The 17,601-nt window shown below is 56.4% G+C and carries 21 protein-coding genes; 20 read left to right on the top strand and 1 reads right to left on the bottom strand.

Translation table 11 applies throughout. From position 1 onward, the window contains the following. Window positions 1-68: 68 nt before the first annotated feature. The 3 genes from FEM44_RS05215 (at window position 69) to FEM44_RS05205 (ending at window position 2,191) form a co-directional block, all read left to right on the top strand. Window positions 69-344 (top strand): hypothetical protein, encoded by a 276-nt coding sequence (locus FEM44_RS05215; RefSeq protein ID WP_001004373.1) that lies wholly within the window; start codon window positions 69-71, stop codon window positions 342-344. Window positions 345-414: 70 nt separating this feature from the next. After that, a complete protein-coding gene (locus FEM44_RS05210) occupies window positions 415-843 on the top strand; it encodes an ead/Ea22-like family protein (protein WP_135524183.1) in 429 nt (142 codons plus the stop codon). Between the two features lie 103 nt (window positions 844-946). Then, window positions 947-2,191: an STY4528 family pathogenicity island replication protein gene (locus tag FEM44_RS05205; RefSeq protein WP_135524182.1), complete on the top strand. Its 1,245-nt coding sequence runs from the start codon at window positions 947-949 to the stop codon at window positions 2,189-2,191. Here FEM44_RS05205 and FEM44_RS25105 read toward each other — a convergent pair. Then, window positions 2,147-2,569 (bottom strand): hypothetical protein, encoded by a 423-nt coding sequence (locus FEM44_RS25105; protein WP_175406690.1) that lies wholly within the window; start codon window positions 2,567-2,569, stop codon window positions 2,147-2,149. The genes FEM44_RS05205 and FEM44_RS25105 overlap by 45 nt on opposite strands. 241 nt (window positions 2,570-2,810) lie before the next feature. Between FEM44_RS25105 and FEM44_RS05195 the strand changes: the two genes are divergently transcribed. From FEM44_RS05195 to FEM44_RS05115, 17 genes are all read left to right on the top strand, one after another. Beyond that, a complete protein-coding gene (locus FEM44_RS05195; RefSeq protein ID WP_135524180.1) occupies window positions 2,811-3,557 on the top strand; it encodes a MipA/OmpV family protein in 747 nt (248 codons plus the stop codon). A 159-nt stretch (window positions 3,558-3,716) separates the two neighbouring features. After that, window positions 3,717-4,415: a PFL_4669 family integrating conjugative element protein gene (locus FEM44_RS05190; RefSeq protein WP_097756727.1), complete on the top strand. Its 699-nt coding sequence runs from the start codon at window positions 3,717-3,719 to the stop codon at window positions 4,413-4,415. Window positions 4,416-4,425: 10 nt separating this feature from the next. Beyond that, window positions 4,426-6,435 carry a DNA topoisomerase III gene (locus FEM44_RS05185; protein WP_135524179.1) on the top strand — a complete coding sequence of 670 codons (2,010 nt, stop codon included), beginning with the start codon at window positions 4,426-4,428 and terminating at the stop codon, window positions 6,433-6,435. Between the two features lie 631 nt (window positions 6,436-7,066). After that, complete coding sequence (locus tag FEM44_RS05180; protein WP_047656108.1) at window positions 7,067-7,522, top strand: STY4534 family ICE replication protein; 456 nt, start codon at window positions 7,067-7,069, stop codon at window positions 7,520-7,522. 90 nt (window positions 7,523-7,612) lie between these two features. Then, the gene (locus FEM44_RS05175) at window positions 7,613-7,816 is read left to right on the top strand and encodes a hypothetical protein (RefSeq protein ID WP_135524178.1); all 204 of its coding nucleotides are present in this window, start codon (window positions 7,613-7,615) and stop codon (window positions 7,814-7,816) included. Window positions 7,817-7,831: 15 nt separating this feature from the next. After that, entirely contained in the window at window positions 7,832-8,368 is a 537-nt protein-coding gene (gene ssb / locus FEM44_RS05170; protein WP_135524146.1) for a single-stranded DNA-binding protein, read from the top strand. Window positions 8,369-8,416: 48 nt separating this feature from the next. Then, window positions 8,417-9,349 (top strand): Rpn family recombination-promoting nuclease/putative transposase, encoded by a 933-nt coding sequence (locus tag FEM44_RS05165; protein WP_135524205.1) that lies wholly within the window; start codon window positions 8,417-8,419, stop codon window positions 9,347-9,349. A 191-nt stretch (window positions 9,350-9,540) separates the two neighbouring features. Beyond that, on the top strand, window positions 9,541-10,137 hold the full coding sequence (gene pilL2 / locus FEM44_RS05160) for a PFGI-1 class ICE element type IV pilus protein PilL2 (RefSeq protein ID WP_024199196.1): 597 nt from the start codon (window positions 9,541-9,543) through the stop codon (window positions 10,135-10,137). Beyond that, window positions 10,134-10,907 carry a Tat (twin-arginine translocation) pathway signal sequence gene (locus FEM44_RS05155; RefSeq protein ID WP_135524144.1) on the top strand — a complete coding sequence of 258 codons (774 nt, stop codon included), beginning with the start codon at window positions 10,134-10,136 and terminating at the stop codon, window positions 10,905-10,907. Before pilL2 ends, FEM44_RS05155 begins: the two co-directional genes overlap by 4 nt. 6 nt (window positions 10,908-10,913) lie before the next feature. Next, window positions 10,914-11,633: a TIGR03759 family integrating conjugative element protein gene (locus tag FEM44_RS05150; RefSeq protein WP_171022597.1), complete on the top strand. Its 720-nt coding sequence runs from the start codon at window positions 10,914-10,916 to the stop codon at window positions 11,631-11,633. Continuing rightward, window positions 11,612-12,271: a transglycosylase gene (locus tag FEM44_RS05145; protein WP_135524199.1), complete on the top strand. Its 660-nt coding sequence runs from the start codon at window positions 11,612-11,614 to the stop codon at window positions 12,269-12,271. Before FEM44_RS05150 ends, FEM44_RS05145 begins: the two co-directional genes overlap by 22 nt. After that, window positions 12,268-12,792: an integrating conjugative element protein gene (locus FEM44_RS05140; RefSeq protein ID WP_135524195.1), complete on the top strand. Its 525-nt coding sequence runs from the start codon at window positions 12,268-12,270 to the stop codon at window positions 12,790-12,792. The genes FEM44_RS05145 and FEM44_RS05140 overlap by 4 nt, the downstream gene beginning before the upstream one ends. After that, entirely contained in the window at window positions 12,789-13,394 is a 606-nt protein-coding gene (locus FEM44_RS05135) for a restriction endonuclease (RefSeq protein ID WP_135524196.1), read from the top strand. The genes FEM44_RS05140 and FEM44_RS05135 overlap by 4 nt, the downstream gene beginning before the upstream one ends. Further along, complete coding sequence (locus tag FEM44_RS05130) at window positions 13,391-13,903, top strand: hypothetical protein (protein WP_135524197.1); 513 nt, start codon at window positions 13,391-13,393, stop codon at window positions 13,901-13,903. The genes FEM44_RS05135 and FEM44_RS05130 overlap by 4 nt, the downstream gene beginning before the upstream one ends. Next, complete coding sequence (locus FEM44_RS05125) at window positions 13,900-14,682, top strand: hypothetical protein (protein ID WP_135524198.1); 783 nt, start codon at window positions 13,900-13,902, stop codon at window positions 14,680-14,682. The genes FEM44_RS05130 and FEM44_RS05125 overlap by 4 nt, the downstream gene beginning before the upstream one ends. Further along, window positions 14,679-16,775 (top strand): type IV conjugative transfer system coupling protein TraD, encoded by a 2,097-nt coding sequence (gene traD, locus FEM44_RS05120; protein ID WP_138158898.1) that lies wholly within the window; start codon window positions 14,679-14,681, stop codon window positions 16,773-16,775. The genes FEM44_RS05125 and traD overlap by 4 nt, the downstream gene beginning before the upstream one ends. After that, complete coding sequence (locus tag FEM44_RS05115) at window positions 16,768-17,520, top strand: TIGR03747 family integrating conjugative element membrane protein (RefSeq protein ID WP_135524136.1); 753 nt, start codon at window positions 16,768-16,770, stop codon at window positions 17,518-17,520. Before traD ends, FEM44_RS05115 begins: the two co-directional genes overlap by 8 nt. The last annotated feature ends 81 nt before the right edge of the window (window positions 17,521-17,601 follow it).

Genomic DNA, 17,601 nt, shown 5'->3' with positions numbered 1-17,601 from the left:
GCAGGCCGGACCGGAGTATCGGGGCCGGCCCTGTTGACGACAAGGTATTGCGCAGGAAATTGCCCCCTATGAATGAGCTTAGCTGGAAGGCGTTAAGTAAGGCGGTAAAACGATATCAGGATGTACTGTCGTGGAGTCGTTCAGACAGGCACAGTCCGGGCGCTGAGCGGGAATTAGCTGCTGCAGCCGGAAACATCAGGAAGGCCATTGGTGATCAGGAAATTGACGTGATTGTGGAACTGGTGACGGAACTGGAAGATGCAGAATGGAGAATTACAGTATACGGCTTCCTCTTATTATGGACGTGGGCATTAATCGCCCTGTACATCCTGTATTTCCGGTGAACGGGTAAAACGTGAAATTGTGTGGGAACTGGATGATGGTTCTCGCAGGGTGTTAAGGGGGAGGCAATCAATGAACAGTATTCATTATCAGGCACTGCGTGAGGCAGCGCAAAACTATCAGTCGATGCTGGCGTGGTATGAGGCTATCCCGGATAGCCCAGACGCAGAGGTTGATTGTGATGAAGCTTTGGCTGCGTTTAAGCGTCAAATCCGTCACAGGGAAGTGGATATTATCGCCGATCTGCTGGATGAACTGGAAGCCGCAAAAAAGCGTATTGCAGAACTGGAGGAAGAGAAAGAAACATTGCGTCCGGTTGGTGTTATGAGCAGGAGAGCATTTTGGCGGCTTGAGAATAGAGAGTCACAATTTATTGCACTCTGGCCCGGAACGGGAATATGCCTGCTGCGTAAACGTCCTGATGACGGCGTTATTGTTTACGCCAGAACCGACGCCGGCATTGGCGTGAAGCATCAAAATGACACAGGGATTAAGGATTAATCGAAAATGTTTAGCCAGCCCCCTGCATCCAGCAGGGGGCTGTAATAAGCATTTTTGTACCGGATAAAAAGCGGCGATATTGCCGCTACTGAATGAGGTGATTATGGCGTTACCAGCGGAAAGCCTGATTGCGTATACCCTGGAAAAAATGAAGCACCGTATGGCTACCGGAGCCCGGAAGGAGGAGGGGCGAATACGCAGCGGACTGTTGTTCACCGGCAATGTGCACGATGCCATTCCGCGTCGTCTGTTGCTGGATACGCGTCTTTCACCGCTGGACAAGATGGCATGGATGATGATCCGGTTGTATGCACAGAATAATGAGGGGGTCATTTTTCCCACTTATGACGAACTGCAACTGCAGCTGGCATCCCCGGGAAAGGGAAAAGCTTCCAGAGAAACCGTCAGTCGGGTATTGCTGATGTTGCGGATCACGGGCTGGCTGAGCCTGTGTAAACGGGTACGTGATGATAAAGGCCGGGTTCGGGGAAACATTTACGCCCAGCATGACGAGCCCCTGACGTTCTGCGATGCAGAGGCGATGGATCCGCGTTATCTGGATATAGTGGCAGAAGCCTGTATGAGCCGGAACCGGACCATCAGTCAGACGGCACGGGATATTCTGGGTGAAATAAAAAATGATCCGGGAATGCGTCACTATCACAGCCATATCAGTCAGCTGGAAGCCCGGATAGGAAGTGCCCAGACACCGGGGCAGATGGCTGCCCGTCAGCGGGTGACGGAGGAAAGAATGCGGCCGGGTTCGGAAACCGAACCAGTGGTGAGAACACTGAGTTCGGCACCGGAAAAGCTGAGTTCGGAAACCGAACCGGGTAAAAAAATGGGGCAAGAAAGACAGAGTTCGGATTCCGAACCATCAGGAAAATCAGCAGGTTATCACAGAGTCCGGAAACCGAACCATTACGTACGTAATATCACACACAGTGTGATTAAAAACACGTACGTACTGCCGGCGTCGCTGACGGGACAAATTCGGGAGGAGGATGCCATCATGCTGACCAGTCAGTTGCAGGCGTTGCCGGAAGCGCTGGCACAGGGGGTGCTGGAAAGCCTGTCAGGGATGCTGGGCAGTCAGTCACTGCAGAACCCGTTGGGCTGGCTGCTTGCGGTGCTGAAGCGTGCCCGGGAGGGAAATTTTTATCCGCCGAAACAGAAACAGCGCGTCGCTGTATCGGCTTCCATGCAGGCGGAAGCAGGAGGGCGCTCCACTTCGCAACCCGTAGTCACCCGGAAACGTACAGAACCCATTTCAGCAGAACGTCTGAGTGGCATTGTGGCAGGGTTACGGGCCTCCCTGCGTAACCGTGCTGCGATAAGAGTCCGGTGAAGAGGAAGGTGTCACTGGCACCAAAGTATAAAAAATAGCCGGTGGTGGCAGTGCCACCAAAGTACAAAAAATAGCCGGTGGTGGCAGTGCCACCAAAGTACAAAAAATAGCCGATGGTGGCAGTGCCACCAAAGTACAAAAATTAGCCGATGGTGGCAGTGCCACCAAAGTACAAAAATTAGCCGATGGTGGCAGTGCCACCAAAGTACAAAAATTAGCCGATGGTGGCAGTGCCACCAAAGTACAAAAAATAGTCAATGCTGGCAGTGCCACCAAAGTACAAAAAATAGCCGGTGGTGGCAGTGCCACCAAAGTATAAAAAATAGTCAATGCTGGCAGTGCCAACAGAGAGCGAAAATTATGCTGCGTCAGCAGCATGGAAGGCGGCGGTACTGAATATCCTGGAACATCTGACGGTAAACCGCCGAAGCCCGGCGTCAGCCGGAAACACTCTGACAGAATGCAGTGCTCCCCCTGCCCTGCCAGACCCTGTTTATTTCAGGGAAAAACCAGGATTGCATAAAGAGAGCAGAGGACAGGGGGAAAATCGAATACTTGTCGCCGCTTTTTTCATCAGTATACTTTCCGCGCTAAAATTTTGACTAAGGAAGGATTTTTTATGACCAAAATTAAAATTCTGGCACTCAGTATGCTGGCAGCCATATCTGTAAATAGCGCTTATGCTGAAAGCACTCTGACTCTGGGGGCTGGTGTGGGGGCGATTAAGCATCCTTACAAAGGCTACGACTCCAGGGCTTATCTTGTCCCCGCAGTGTCTTATGACGGCGACAACTTCTGGTTCCGTGGTCTGGGCGGTGGGTATTATCTGTGGAACGATGCGGCAGATACTCTGTCGGTGATGGCCTACTGGTTGCCGATGTATTTTCATCCGGATGACAGTAATCACTATCAGTTACGTCAGCTGGATAAACGTAAAAGCACGATGATGGCAGGGATATCATGGTCCCACCATACGGCGTATGGTTTTCTGCGAACGAGTCTGGCAGCGGATGTCCTGGACAACAGTAATGGTGTTGTCGGTGACGTGGCGTGGTTATATCGTTATGTGAATGGCGGATTTACGCTGACGCCCGGTATTGGTGTGGAGTGGAGCAGCCAGAAACAGAATGATTATTACTATGGTGTATCGCGTCGTGAATCTGCGCGCAGTGGCCTGGAGCGGTATAAAGCGGATAATGGCTGGGCACCCTACCTGGAAGTCAGTGCCAGTTACAATTTTATTGGTAACTGGAGTGTGTATGGATCCGCACGTTACAGCCGCTTATCTGATGAGGTCAAAAACTCCCCCATGGTGGACAGGTCATGGGACGGGCTGTTTTCCTCCGGGATCACTTATCGTTTCTGACAGCGCTGTAAGCTGACCACCACCGGTGCCGTGGGTACCGGTGTATTAAGTGTTTTCTCTCTCCCCATTTTTCTGAGCACTGAATCTGGTTTTCTGTTGTTCCTTCTGCGTTTCGTCCTGACGATCACACTTTACCCCTGATCGTTATAAGGAACTGATATGAGTGAAGATAAACAGGACCAGAAGGATATCCGGGCTGGCGCACTGCAGTCCTCGTTGTCTATTCTGTTACACACCCATTATGCCATCCGTCTTTGGGAAGGGCGTTTACCCGGACAAAAGGCCGGGAATGTGCCCCGGATTATGAGTATGCCGCAGGCGATAAAACGTGCCGGGGGGATTTACCGGGATTCACTGGCGGATAATCCCTATGCCGATGAAGCGATGTGGAAGGTGGAAAATGCAATTAATGCTGCCAGTGAAAAAGTACATGCTCTGGTTGGCTGGCTGGAGCAGGTTCTGTGTGCCGTGCCGGCGAATATTACCATGACTGATGTTGTATCCCGTTCTCCATTAAATATCGGGGTTTACAGTAGTTCTCCGCTGGGGTATCGCTGTGTCTGGCTGCTTGTGGGATATGATCAAATGGCTCTGAAAGCGTTTCAGGCATCCCACTTTGGCCTGATTTCCCGGCAGAAACGGGACGAGTTACTCTCACATGGCGGGTATCTTATCCGGAAAATTTACGGCATTTTAAGGGGTTATTATGCCATCCCTGTCACACGACAGGATCTTGAAGAAAAAACACCAGCGGGAGAACAGGCGATGGCACGCCTGGGGCTCCCTGATGCTGAGATTATGAATGGGCAGTTGCGATCATCATTTTCTCCTCCGCTGAAGAAAAAGAAGAATAAATAGTGGGGGATAAATGCAACTTTACTTGTGTGAAAAACCGTCACAGGCGCGGGATATTGCCCGGGTGCTGGGGCTTAGTGGGCGGGGAGAGGGCTGTATTGAAGGTGATACTGTCACGGTCACCTGGGCTGTGGGGCATCTGCTGGAGCTGGCCGCCCCGGAAGCGTACGGGGAGCAGTTCGGGGTTCCCTGGCGTATGGAGTCACTTCCCGTTCTGCCTGAAAACTGGCAGATGACGGTTAAACCGCAGACGAAATCCCAGTTTACGGTGATCAGCCGCCTGCTGAAGCGTGCGTCTGAAGTGGTGATTGCCACGGATGCGGACAGGGAAGGGGAAGTCATCGCCCGGGAGCTGCTGACGTACTGCCGGTACCGTGGGCCAGTCCGCCGGCTGTGGCTGTCCGCCCTGGATGAGGCCAGCGTCCGGGAGGCGCTGGCAAACATTCTGCCTGGTGAGCAGACGGCCCGTCTGTATGATGCCGGCCTGGCCCGTGGTCAGGCTGACTGGTTGATCGGGATGAACCTGACGCGCCTGTATACCCTTAAAGCCCGGGCGTCGGGGATCCCGGATGTGTTATCCGTCGGAAGGGTACAGACGCCGACACTTGCCATGGTGGTCAGACGGGATCAGGAGATTGCCGGTTTTGTGCCACGGCCCTGGTGGCAGGTGTTTGTCGGACTGGAGAAAGACGGGATCCGGTTCCGGGCCGTCTGGGTGGCGGCAGAGCAGTACTGCGATGAAGAGAAACGGTGCGTGAACGTTCAGGCGGCCCGGGCCGTTCTTCAGTTGTGTCAGCAGACACCGTCAGCGGTGGTGCATGAGGTGACCCGGAAGCGTGAAAAAACACCGGCTCCGCTCTGTTTTTCGCTGGGGACACTGCAGGAAGCCTGCTCCCGGAAATTTGGTATGGGGGCGCAGACTGTGCTGAATATCGCGCAGTCTCTGTATGAGACACACAAGGCCACGACGTATCCCCGGACGGACTGTGGCTATCTGCCTGAATCCATGCAACAGGAAAGCCGGGAGGTACTGGCGGCGATGGCGCGTTCAGATCCGGCCCTGACGCCGGTTCTGGCACAGCTCGATCCCGGTTTTGTTTCACGTATCTGGAATGACAAAAAAATTACGGCACACCATGCCATCATCCCGACCCGGCAGGTCTTTGATATCAGGGCACTGAGTGAAGATGAGCTGAAGGTGTATCTGCTCATTCGCCAGCATTATCTGGCCCAGTTTCTGCCCCTGCAGGAGTCTGATATTACCGATGCAACACTGACACTCGGTGGGCAACGGTTCAGGGCCCGCGGGAAAGTGAATGTGGTGACGGGCTGGCGAGGCCTGTTTTCCGGGGAGGCTGCAGAAGCTGCTGAAGGCGAAGATGAACAGACGACGGAAATGGCGTTGCCGGCGTTTGAACGGGGAGAGCTCTGCCGGATTAGCGGTTCAGAACTCAAGGATCGGATGACGTCACCTCCGGCACCTTTTACGGAAGGAACCCTGATTGCCGCCATGAAGAATGCTGCCAGTCAGGTCAGCGACCCGAAGCTGAAAAAAGTGCTGAGGGAGAATGCCGGTCTGGGGACGGAGGCCACGCGGGCCGGCGTGCTGGAGGTGTTATTTGCCCGGCAGTATCTGGAGAAGAGCGGGAAGCATATCCGGTCAACGCAACGGGGCAGGGAGCTGACGGCCGCCCTGCCGGAAGCCCTGACCAGCCCGGGCATGACGGCGCTGTGGGAGCAGGCTCTGGATGATATTGCACAGGGCAGAATGTCACTGGATACCTTTATGGGCAAACAGCAGCAGTGGGTGCGTCATCTGGTCTCATCCGGGCGGGAACAGCCCTTCAGTATGACGGTTCCGGTGACGCCGCCGTGCCCGCTTTGTCAGGGGCCGACCCGGCAGCGAAAGGGAAAGCACGGGCTGTTCCTGAGCTGTCAGCGGTATCCTGAGTGTAAGGGGGTGGTGAACACGCAGAAAAAGGCCGGGCGGCGAAAAAAATCGGGAAAAACTAAAACGGAGTAATCTTAATTTCTCCCTGTTCAGGATCGGGTAGTGTGGTTAAGCTTTGATGTATACCCCCGTTATCAGCGGGAGGCTGGCTCAACGAAAACACAACGGCGTTCAGTCAGCTACTGATACAACAACCGGCCAATCGCACATCCTGTCGGGTTGTAAGGCGCATGCCCTCCGTGAAAAACGCGCCGGGATTTATCCCCGGAGACAAGTGAGATAACCACCGGGCTGGTACCCCCCTGTAACGGCGCTGTATTTGCAGCGCCGTTTTTTATTCCGGGTTGACTTTCCATGGATGTGTTTTAAAAATAACCGGGCTTATTTGCTGCATCTGCAGCCAGCCAATGTTTCAGCAGTCTGAGAGAAACGCCTTCGGGTGACTGCCAGCCAACGTTTCACCGGCCTGAGAGAAACACCTTCGGGTGGCCGGAATATCCTCGTAGCCTGAAAGAGGATGCCTGTGGGCGGTACATCCGTTTAACCTCTGGAAACGGATATCACTGTTCAGTGATTGAGGTCTTTTTACTTCTCAGACAGCCGGAATTCAGCTGATCCGGCATCCCCGACGGGAACATTCACTCCCGTCAGGGATGGTGATGTTCTCCGTCATCACATTTTTTAACTCCATGGAGAAATCATCATGTCTGTAAATACTGCCAAAACTGAATACTTTAATCTGACCCTGAAAGGTCTGGGGTATCTCAGTAATGTACGTCAGGTGAATCACCAGAACGGCTCGTTTCTCAGCTGTGTGGTGAATGCGCTGAGCGGACCCACGGACAGCCCGTCCTACGTCCGTTTTGATGTCACGGTTGCCGGTAAAGAGGCGACCGCCCTGATTGCCCGCTGCCAGAAGGCGGTGGATGAAGATCGCAAGGTGCTGCTTGGCTTCACGCTGAGCAACCTGTCCACTGACATCTTCACCCTGAACAAGGGAGAGCATGCCGGTGAACAACGCGTCAGCCTGAAGGCCCGCCTGATCAAGGTGGACTGGATCAAGATAGGCCAGGAGATGGTTTATAAGGCTGAAAAATCAGACTCCCAGCCGCCGCAAAACGGCACCATGCAACAGCAATACGCAGAAAACTCTTTCTGATCGTACTTTTCTCAACCGTCCTGATGAAAACAGACTGCCTCATCAGGGCGGTCTGTTTTCTTATTGTCTTTATCTTTAAGGAAACTTCCCATGCAACAGCCAAATGGCATTCTGGCCGCACAGGCCAGCTATACGTTACCCATTCAGGTTCTCAGCAGCGTACGTGGTTATTATATTGGTACTCAGTGTGATGAGGGACCGGTGTCCCGCGAATCCGTGGAGTATTACAGGAACCATGAGCAGGCGGCACAGGCGCTGGAAAACGGCACCTGGACGCAGCGGACGTGTGCGTGAGGATGAGGAGGGCATATGGCGTCACGCGGTATTAATAAGGTGATACTGATTGGACATCTTGGACAGGACCCGGAACTCCGTTACTTCCCCAATGGCGGCGGAGCTGTGGCGAACCTGACCCTGGCCACCAGTGAATCCTGGCGTGATAAACAGAGCGGTGAAATGAAGGAGCAGACCGAGTGGCACCGCGTGGTGATTTTCGGAAAACTGGCGGAGATTGCCGGTGAATACCTGCGCAAGGGTTCACAGGTATACATCGAGGGCCAGTTAAGGACCCGGAAATGGTTCGATCAGCAGAATGGTGTTGATCGCTATTCGACGGAGGTGGTGGTGAGTGTCAACGGCACCCTGCAGATGCTGGGCTCTCCGCGCCAGCAGGGCAGCGGTGTCGCACCCGCACACAGCGGTCAGGGAACTGCCGGTGCACCGGCGGGTAACTCACCGTCACCGGCTTCCGGGAACGGCGGGGGAATGCCGATGGATTTTGACGACGACATTCCCTTCAGTGGACCGGGATATGGCGCTGAACGGCGGATTATCCATGCCATGTAATGTTAACCCCGGGGGCATCACTGCCCCCATTTTTACCAAGGAGGTATCGTGAGTGAAAAAAATCATACCACCCCCACGCCACACGATGCGGCGTTCAGGGCGATGATGGAAACCCCTTCGGTTGCAAGGGATTTTCTTGAAGCTGCGTTGCCGCCGGCACAGTTACAGCGGTGCGATATGAACACCCTGAAGCTGGAGCCGGCCACGTTTGTGGATCCGGATTTGCGCCAGTATGCCAGTGACGTTCTGTGGAGCATGAAAACCACCGACGGGCGTGATGGTTACATCTACGCGCTGACGGAACATCAGAGCTCTGCGGATCGTTTTATGGCCCTGCGCATGATGCATTATGTGCTGGCGATAATGTATCGTCACCTGAAAACGCATAAGCAGGCCCCCATTGTGATCCCGGTGCTTTTTTATCACGGTGAACCCAGTCCGTATCCGTACAGCCTGAACTGGCTGGACTGTCTGGACGATCCGGCGCTTGGTCGGGAGCTTTACGGCGAAGGAAAGCCGCCCCGCGTTATTGATGTGGGTCTTCTTGATGATGAGGGTATCCGCTGCTATCAGCAGATGGCCGCCCTGATGCTTCTGATGAAGGTCCGTCAGCGGAAGGGCGATCTGATGGCGCAGCTTGACTTTCTGTCACAGTTGCTTCAGATACAGGGAACACACGATCAGGTGGTGGTTCTGTTAAACTATATGGTGAAGGCGTGCGATTCGGCTTCACCGGAATTTATACGGGCGATGGCAGAACATCTGCCCCGGTATGAGGATGATATTATGACTATCGCTGAACGACTTGAACTGGCGGGCATCGAAAAAGGTATCGAGAAAGGCCGTCAGGAAGAGAGAGAAAAGGCGCTTGAGAAGACGCTTGAGGCTGCCCGTCGGATGCAGAAGATGGGGATGTCGCCTGAGAGTATTCAGGAGATCCTGCAGCTTTCTGATGACGAGCTGCAGAAAGCGCTCGGTTAATCCGTTTCCGTGTTATCACGGGGCGGAGTGTGGCTGATATGAGAGGCCACTTTCCGCATAATCAACATCACGCCAGCTTTTACGCTGGCGTTTTTTTTGTTTACTGATAATGAGTTGTTCGTTGAGCCAGCCGGCGCTTCTTTGCACAGTGACCGCTGTTTTATCACTGCAGAGGAGTTATCCGGATGAAGATGCAACCCGGGATCTTATTTTCCCTGGTTACCCTGGCCCTGCTGGCCGGGTGTAACAGTCCACAAAAACTTCAGCAACGTGCGCCGGCCATGCCGGTACCTTCCGTCAGCGTTTCCCGCAATGTGCAGCCGGTGTCACAGGATATTTATGCGCAGCCGGCACCGGAGGTGGTGCGTTACGACCGTTACCTGCTGGTCAGCACGGCACCACAGGCAGCGCAGCGTGACCCGCTTTCCCAGGTGATTGATATCCGTATTCCGGCGTCGTTAAAGCCCACCGTGGCCGATGCCATGCGTTATGCCCTGAAACAGTCCGGTTACACGCTGTGTGCCACCGGGCCGGCTAATGGTGTGCTGTACCGCCAGCCCCTGCCCGCCGTGCAGTATCAGCAGGGACCGGTGCGACTGCGTACAGCCCTGCAGGTGATGGCGGGACCGGCCTGGCAACTGGAGGTGGATGACGTTCAGCGTGTGGTCTGCCACAGCCTGCGGGCGGGGTATCAGTTACCGGCAGGCCAGCTGGCACCGGTGCCGGCTTCTCCGGCAATCACGGCCCCGGTGGCGCAACCGGCTAGGGGAGGCTTCCTGAAAAAATGAGCGAACAACAGGAGATGATGACACCCGTCCCTGCAGATAAACCCACAACGCGCCGGCGTTCACTTCTGCGGGGCGTGGCAGTCGGTTCCCTGACTTTGCTGGTTATGGTGACGGGCGTGGCTCTGTATCTGACGGGACGCGGCATGCTGGCGATGGATACCCGTCTGGCAACCCTGGAACAACAGCAGGGGGAGCGTCTGACACCGGCGTCGCTGGCCCCGTTGCAGTCACGCCTGAGTGAACTGGAGACGAAGCTGCAGGCGGAGAGTGCGCGTCTGGCGCAGCTGGCCCGGCAGCCCGTTCTGACCGAGGTTCAGCAGACGCTGCTTAAGGAAGTGCCGGCGTCCCTTGAGCAGATTCAGGCAGCACAGAAAGCCCTTTCCCTGCGGCTGGACACACTGGCGGCACTGGCAGAGAAGCCACAGCCCCGGGCTGTTCAGTCCGAATCCCCCTCTGCTTCCGGCACCGGGAAAAAGGACGTGTCCGGAACGAAAGACCCCTCTCCGGTGGTACAGAAAATCGCCCGCCCTCTGACTGCACGTTCAGGTACGTCGCACACTTTCCGTCAGGCACCGTTTGTGCTGACCGGCACCGAGCGCCGGGGGGCGCAGTCATATGCGGCGGTGGCACCCCGGGGATATACCCGTCTGTCGCAGGTGGCACTGCTCGGGGAAGGTGAGAGTGTGGCCGGCTGGACACTGATTCATGCCGGTCACGAACAGGCGACGTTCCGGGTGAACGGACGTCAGGTACAGGTCAGGGTGGAGTGAATGAAGATGAGACTGAAATCCCTGTTACTGGTGATACTGATACCTGTACTGGTACAGGCCGCAGACCAGAACACGACCGTGACGGACGTGTCCCGTACGGATACGTCACAACATACGCAGAGCACCACGCAGTCGCTGCAACAGCAGGCTGGCCGGTGGGGGCTGAGTGAGGAGGACTGGGGGCGTTATCAGGCACTGATGGCGGGCCCCCGCGGGATACACTCACCGGGTCTTGACCCGCTGACAGCACTGGGTATTGAGGCCCGGACACCGGCTGAGCGCCGGGCGTATGCCGAAAAGTGGGTGAAGGAAGAGTATGCCCGTACAGAGAAGGAGCTGGCTTTTCAGCGGGAGGTTGATGCGGCATGGCAGCGTCTTTATCCCGGAAAGCTGCCGGTCAGCATGGGCAATACCGGTGTTCTGGCCGGGGACACCGGAGGCAGACTGGCGCTGTTTGTGAAGGCGAAGGACTGTGCGTCCTGTGATATCCGCCTGAGTAAGGTGCTGGCATCCGGTAAGCCGGTGGATATTTACCTGGTGGACAGTCAGGGGAAAGACGGGCTGCTTCGTCAGTGGGCACGTGAGCACAATATCCCACCAGAGAAGGTTCGCAGCCGGCATATCACCCTGAACCATGATGCGGGGCGCTGGCTGCGTTTTGGTGAGGGACAGATGCCGGTGGTACTGCAGCAGGGGGCGGACGGATGGCGCGTGGCTGCATTCTGACCGTTCTGCTGATGCTGGCAGGCAGCGGTATGTGTCAGTCTGTTGCACAGACCATTCCTGACGGGTATGTGCAGGTGGCCCGTGCACACGGTATTCCGGCAGAAGTGCTGTATGCCGTCTCCCTGACAGAGACCGCCATGGCGCCCGGTGATATGGCCGGCATCATGCGGTATTCCCGCCACGACGGGCGTCTGCCGGATGTCTCCCGCCCCTGGCCCTGGACAATCAACGTGGCCGGAAAGGGGTATCGTTATGCCAGTCGCCTGGAGGCCTGGCAGGCACTGCAGGCGTTTCTGAAACGTTATCCGGCCAGACGCATTGATGTCGGAATAGCGCAGGTCAATCTGGGGTGGAATGGTCATCGTTTCCCGTCAACATGGGCGGCCTTTGACCCGTACACCAGTCTTGAGACGGCGGCGGTCATTCTGCAGGAGTGCCGTCAGCGCCATCCCGACAGCTGGCTGAAGACAGCCGGTTGTTATCACCATCCTGCCGGTGGAAAGCCGGCCGCCCGTTACACCACCGTGGTCAGACGTCATCTGGACCGGCTGAATGCAAAAGGTATGACGCCACAGCAGACCGCCATGCTGGCACCGGCGGCGGATTATATCTGGACAGAGCCCCGGAGGCGTGAATGAACAGACTGAGACTGATTACTTTTTATTTTCCTGTATGGCTTCTGTTTTCAGCGAGCGTCAGTGCTGAACTGACGGTGATTGCTGACCTGGGGGGCAGGGATGCGGCTCCTTTTTTTGAGGGTATCAACCGGCAGGCACCGGCTTCTGCACCGGTTGTTTCACCACCGCCTCTTCTGCAGGGGGAAGCGGCGATGCTGCCGGTCAGCACACCTGAAATGTCACCCGGCGAGGTGACACCACGCCCGCTTCAGCTACCGGGCATCGGTGCACTTTTCCTTGTGGGGGATGATGTGTATTCCCGCGCGTGGCTGCAGAAAAATGCGGCTGTGCTCCGGGCGCGCCATGCCGCCGGAATGGTGGTGAATGTGGCTGATGAAAACGGCCTGCGCACGCTGCGTGAACTGGCCCCCGGCGTGGCGATGGCACCGGCATCCGGTTCTGCGCTGTCCCGCCGGTTACAGCTGAAGTCTTACCCGGTGCTGATAACGGACAACGGGCTGTCACAGGAGGTGGAGCCATGATGCAGGCACCTGTGATAACTGCAGCCCTGCTGGTCAGCCCGGTGCTGATGGTCTGTCTGACGTTCTGCCTGCTGACCGTGTTGCTGATGCTTATCCTGCGGGGAGGGTGGCGAAAACAGAAATGCGCCCGGACCCGTCGCCATCAGCGTTACCGTGCCACTGCCGCCCGGGTACTGGCCAGACTGAAGACGCTGCCGGGGGATGCGCATCGTCTGAAGTATCTGCGCAAAATCAACCCGTATGTCTTCGAAGAACTGCTGTTACTGGCCCTGACGCAGCAGGGGATGACGGTTATTCACAATCCCTGCTACAGCGGTGATGGCGGCCTGGACGGACAGGTGGTGATTAACGGTGAGCGCTGGCTGATACAGGCAAAGCGCTACGGACGGACCATCCGCCCGGCACATATTGATGCCTTCGGGGAACTGCTGCGCCGGGAGGGTTGCCGGGGATTTTTTATTCATACCGGTCGTACGGGGCCGGTCAGCCGGGCCAGGCTGACACTGTGGCCGGATATCGAACTTGTCAGCGGTCAGCGTCTGCTGAAACTGCTGAACGGAACATTACTGACAGATGAACTCACCAGGGGGGAGCGGGGATGATGACGGTAAAACGGATGTTTATGCTTTTATTCAGAACAGTGATTGTCTGGCCATCCGTGCTGACGGGATGCCTGATGATGCTGTATTTCGTTGAGGTCGCCAGCGGTGGTGTGACAGGGCTGGCGCAGCGTTATGAGGCGGAGTCAGCACGCTGGCGTGATGCGCCGGAAGGGACGGTGATGATGCTCCGGTGCCCGTCGCGTCCCTTTGTGACGCCGGTGACAACCGGGGAGTGGCGTGCACAGTCCGCCACTGATGCAGAATGCCTCCGGTCACCGCGCTCTTTCAGGCAGGCTGCAGAGGCAGATTTTCAGTCACTGCACGTGCTGGCGCTGACACTGTTGCTGGCATCTGTGGTTCTGGAAGGCATTTCGGCCGGTATGTTGCGCCGGAAAACCGCATCCGTGCCGGTATCACCACACTGTGGATGTGGCCGGGGCCGTGGTGCGGTTGCACACTGGCCTGACCATGATAATGATGCAATTCCGCAGAAGGGAGGTCAGGTATGACGGCTTCACTGCTGGCCCGTGTGCAGGCAAATATTCCTGTCTGGGCAAATGAACAACTGGCTGCATGGGATGCCGCAGAGTTTGCGGCAATGTCGGATTTTATTACGGAACACTACTGGACGGGACAGGGCAGTATCAATGTGTACCGCATTGTGGGGACTGACCATCCTCAGTATGCCGGAATGACCTGGCTGGGGCTGCTGGAGCGCGGTAAACGCATGGACATCAATATCCCGTTACTCGAAAAGAATCCGGGATATTACACGCAGGCAGAGCAACAGCATGCGGGGATGAGTTTTGTCAGCACGGATGGCATTCACTGGTATGTCAGTGCTGACGGTAATCACCGCAGCTGTCTGGCCCGCTTTCTGTTTCACCTGCAGGGGGAGGGGCGTACACAGCTTCACAATGTGGCCCAGAGTGTTTATCACACAGACCGGGCGTTCCGGTCTGCCTGTCGGGAGATTCACAACCTGACAGAACCGTTGTCCCGGCATGGGGTGTATCTTCGTCTGCAGACCCGGCGGCAGTGTGTTTCCCGCGAAGACCTGGCCTGCTGGAAAGTGGACCGTTTCAGCACAGAAGCCCTGCTGACAGTGGATGATGTGCATGCAGGCGGACATGACGGGCCACCGGTGTATAAGGCATTACTGCTGAATGCGGCGGACGCATGGCAGGAGGTAATGGCTCTGCGATACCGTCTGGAAAGATTTTCAGCGCGTGCGGATACAGGGCGCTCATGGTGGCGGCGTCTTTTACAGAGAGGTACCCGGTCATGAGTAACCGTTATGTGATTGAGGCCCTGCTGCGACCGGCGGTGGAGCTGAACACTGCTGTGGTGGCGGCAACGGCGGCCGGTGTCTGTGTGACAGCGCCCTGGGCGGTGGCGCTCGCGCCGTCGGTCAGTTATGCCACTGCTGCCGGTTTTGGTGTTCTGGCAGCGGTCCGTTTTCGCCAGGGAATGAAGGTCATCCGCTACCGTCGCAATCTGCGGCGTCTGCCCCGTTATGTGATGAGTACCCGGCAGATACCGGTGAGTCGTCAGCGCCTTTTTCTGGGGCGGGGATTTCGCTGGACACAGAAACACACCCAGCGCCTTCAGGATACGCTGCGCCCGGAGGTGGCCAGGTACCTTCAGCCGGACTGGCTGTACCGGATGGCCCGTCAGCTTGAGCTGAAAACGGAGCATACCGTCCCCCGCCTGGGCGCACTTTTGCGTCAGGACTCTCCGCTGAATCCGGTACGCCCCCTGCCGCCGGTGGGCGGGAATCCGGCACTGCATGGTATTGAACCGGATGAACAGGATGTGACGCTGGCGCTGGGAGAGCGGGTGGGACATACCATTGTTTATGGTACCACCCGTGTCGGTAAAACCCGGCTGGCAGAGCTGCTGGTCACACAGGATATCCGCCGGGGAGAGGTCACCATTGTCTTTGACCCCAAAGGGGATGCTGACCTGTTGCTGCGTGTCTGGGCAGAAGCACACCGGGCCGGCAGGGGCGATGAGCTTTATATCTTTCATCTGGGCTGGCCGGAAATCTCTGCGCGTTATAACGCAGTGGGGCGTTTTGGCCGGGTATCGGAAGTGGCCACCCGTGTGGCGGGACAGTTGTCCGGTGAAGGCAACAGTGCTGCTTTCCGGGAGTTTGCCTGGCGTTTTGTCAATATCATTGCCCGCGCCCTGGTGGCGCTGGGAGAACGCCCGGATTACACGCTGATTATGCGCTATGTGAATAATATTGCTGACCTCTATATTCGCTATGCCGGAAAGGTGGTCAGTGAACAGATGCCGGAACTGGAAAGCGCCATTCTGAATAACATGAATGTGCTGGGTGAGAATGATGTGCCCCGGACCATGCAGAACCAGCCGGATGCTGTGCGTATCTGGGCCATTGAGGTGGCGCTCAGCAGTGAAGCCGGGAAGAAACTTTATGACCCGATACTGGATGGTCTGCGAAGTGCGGTACGTTATGACCGGACCTATTTCGATAAAATCGTGGCATCCCTGCTGCCGTTGCTGGAAAAACTGACCACCGGAAAGACGGCAGAGCTGCTGGCACCGGACTACCTGGATATGAGCGATACCCGTCCCGTGTTTGACTGGGAGCAGGTGATACGTAAAAAGGCGGTGGTGTATATCGGTCTTGATGCACTCAGTGACAGTGAGGTGGCCAGTGCCGTGGGAAACTCCATGTTTGCAGACCTGGTGAGCGTGGCCGGACATATCTACAAACACGGTATGAATGCCGGATTGCCCGGTGCCGGGGAGAGTAAAAATGTGGTCAACCTGCACTGTGATGAATTCAACGAACTGATGGGCGATGAATTTATTCCGCTCATCAACAAGGGCGGTGGTGCCGGTATGCAGGTGACGGCGTATACCCAGACGTCTTCGGATATTGAAGCCCGCATCGGTAATGCGGCTAAAACTGCCCAGGTACAGGGTAACTTCAATAACATGATTATGCTGCGCGTCAGGGAGAACAGGACGGCAGAGCTGCTGACCAGTCAGCTGCCTCAGGTGGAGATTTACACCAAAACACTGGTGTCTGGACATCAGGATACCGCCGATGTGACGTCCGGACAGGATTTCACCTCCAGCACCCAGGACCGCGTTGGTACAGTAAAGGTTCCCTTACTGGAGCCGGCGGATATCGTCACCCTGCCAAAGGGGCAGGCATTTGCCCTGCTGGAAGGCGGACAGTTGTGGAAAATCCGGATGCCGCTGCCGGCGCCGGATAAGGACGATGCGCTGATGCCGGAGAGCATTGCAAAAGTGGCTGAAGCCATGCGGCGTAATTACCACACCGGAGAGGGGTGGTGGCATGAAGCCCCGGCCGTGAATGTACCGGAAGGAGACGGACATGGCTGATTCCCGTCGTGATGTGAACCGTCCTGACGTTGCACAACCCCCACGCCGGCACGGGCTGCTGTATAACCTGCTGTGGGGATGGCCGTGGGCACTGGCCGGGATGGTACTCTCCTCCCTGTTGCTGAGCCTGCTGATTGAGTACGTGGGTATTACGTTTTTCTGGCCCGGACAGGGGGCCGGGCACAGTGAAGCGGTCATGAACACCGAGCTGGGCTGGTTATCCTCGGAATTCACCCGCAGTCTGCTGCTGTCCACGCCGTCAGTGACGGTGATGAAGTGGGTGTCCACGGCGTACCAGTGGTTGTTTGCGGACAGCGGATTTATGGCCTGGATGAAGCAGGGCGCTTCGGCTGATAACAGTGTGATACAGGAAGTGGATACCCTGGGCCGCTGGCTGGCGCATTACCTGCATGATTACCTGATGGCCACGGTATATGTGACGGTGGTGACGCTGGTCCGGGTGACGATTCTGGTGCTGTCAGCCCCTCTGTTTGTGATGGTGTCACTGGTGGCTGTGGTGGAAGGTCTGGGAAGACGTGACCTGCGCAGGTATGGTGCTGCGTATGAATCCAGTTTTGTTTATCACCATGCCAGAAAGTCCATTAAACCGGCGATATACATTCCCTGTATTCTTTATCTGTCCTGGCCCACGGCAGTATACCCGAACCTGCTGATATGGCCGGCGGCCATGCTTCTGGGTGTGGCCATCACCGTGACCATGGCGTCTTTCAAGAAATATTTATAACCCCAGGCGCTGGACAGCCCGACGCAAAACGTGTTTTGTGCCGGGCTGTCAGCAGACAAGCCACGCTATTACTGTCAGTGC

Source organism: Escherichia sp. E4742 (assembly GCF_005843885.1).
Lineage (GTDB): Bacteria > Pseudomonadota > Gammaproteobacteria > Enterobacterales > Enterobacteriaceae > Escherichia.
This window is presented reverse-complemented; position numbering and strand designations above follow the sequence as displayed.

Excerpts from the sequence above, each read along its gene's own strand:
- FEM44_RS05125 (WP_135524198.1), top strand. The coding sequence starts at position 13,900 with ATGACGGCTTCACTGCTGGCCCGTGTGCAGGCAAATATTCCTGTCTGG.
- FEM44_RS05190 (WP_097756727.1), top strand. The coding sequence starts at position 3,717 with ATGAGTGAAGATAAACAGGACCAGAAGGATATCCGGGCTGGCGCACTG.
- FEM44_RS05140 (WP_135524195.1), top strand. The coding sequence starts at position 12,268 with ATGAACAGACTGAGACTGATTACTTTTTATTTTCCTGTATGGCTTCTG.
- FEM44_RS05195 (WP_135524180.1), top strand. The coding sequence starts at position 2,811 with ATGACCAAAATTAAAATTCTGGCACTCAGTATGCTGGCAGCCATATCT.
- pilL2 (WP_024199196.1), top strand. The coding sequence starts at position 9,541 with ATGCAACCCGGGATCTTATTTTCCCTGGTTACCCTGGCCCTGCTGGCC.
- FEM44_RS05215 (WP_001004373.1), top strand. The coding sequence starts at position 69 with ATGAATGAGCTTAGCTGGAAGGCGTTAAGTAAGGCGGTAAAACGATAT.
- FEM44_RS05135 (WP_135524196.1), top strand. The coding sequence starts at position 12,789 with ATGATGCAGGCACCTGTGATAACTGCAGCCCTGCTGGTCAGCCCGGTG.
- FEM44_RS05175 (WP_135524178.1), top strand. The coding sequence starts at position 7,613 with ATGCAACAGCCAAATGGCATTCTGGCCGCACAGGCCAGCTATACGTTA.
- traD (WP_138158898.1), top strand. The coding sequence starts at position 14,679 with ATGAGTAACCGTTATGTGATTGAGGCCCTGCTGCGACCGGCGGTGGAG.
- FEM44_RS05180 (WP_047656108.1), top strand. The coding sequence starts at position 7,067 with ATGTCTGTAAATACTGCCAAAACTGAATACTTTAATCTGACCCTGAAA.
- FEM44_RS05205 (WP_135524182.1), top strand. The coding sequence starts at position 947 with ATGGCGTTACCAGCGGAAAGCCTGATTGCGTATACCCTGGAAAAAATG.
- FEM44_RS05115 (WP_135524136.1), top strand. The coding sequence starts at position 16,768 with ATGGCTGATTCCCGTCGTGATGTGAACCGTCCTGACGTTGCACAACCC.
- FEM44_RS05150 (WP_171022597.1), top strand. The coding sequence starts at position 10,914 with ATGAGACTGAAATCCCTGTTACTGGTGATACTGATACCTGTACTGGTA.
- FEM44_RS05185 (WP_135524179.1), top strand. The coding sequence starts at position 4,426 with ATGCAACTTTACTTGTGTGAAAAACCGTCACAGGCGCGGGATATTGCC.
- FEM44_RS05210 (WP_135524183.1), top strand. The coding sequence starts at position 415 with ATGAACAGTATTCATTATCAGGCACTGCGTGAGGCAGCGCAAAACTAT.
- FEM44_RS05130 (WP_135524197.1), top strand. The coding sequence starts at position 13,391 with ATGATGACGGTAAAACGGATGTTTATGCTTTTATTCAGAACAGTGATT.
- ssb (WP_135524146.1), top strand. The coding sequence starts at position 7,832 with ATGGCGTCACGCGGTATTAATAAGGTGATACTGATTGGACATCTTGGA.
- FEM44_RS05145 (WP_135524199.1), top strand. The coding sequence starts at position 11,612 with ATGGCGCGTGGCTGCATTCTGACCGTTCTGCTGATGCTGGCAGGCAGC.
- FEM44_RS05155 (WP_135524144.1), top strand. The coding sequence starts at position 10,134 with ATGAGCGAACAACAGGAGATGATGACACCCGTCCCTGCAGATAAACCC.
- FEM44_RS25105 (WP_175406690.1), bottom strand. The coding sequence starts at position 2,569 with ATGCTGCTGACGCAGCATAATTTTCGCTCTCTGTTGGCACTGCCAGCA.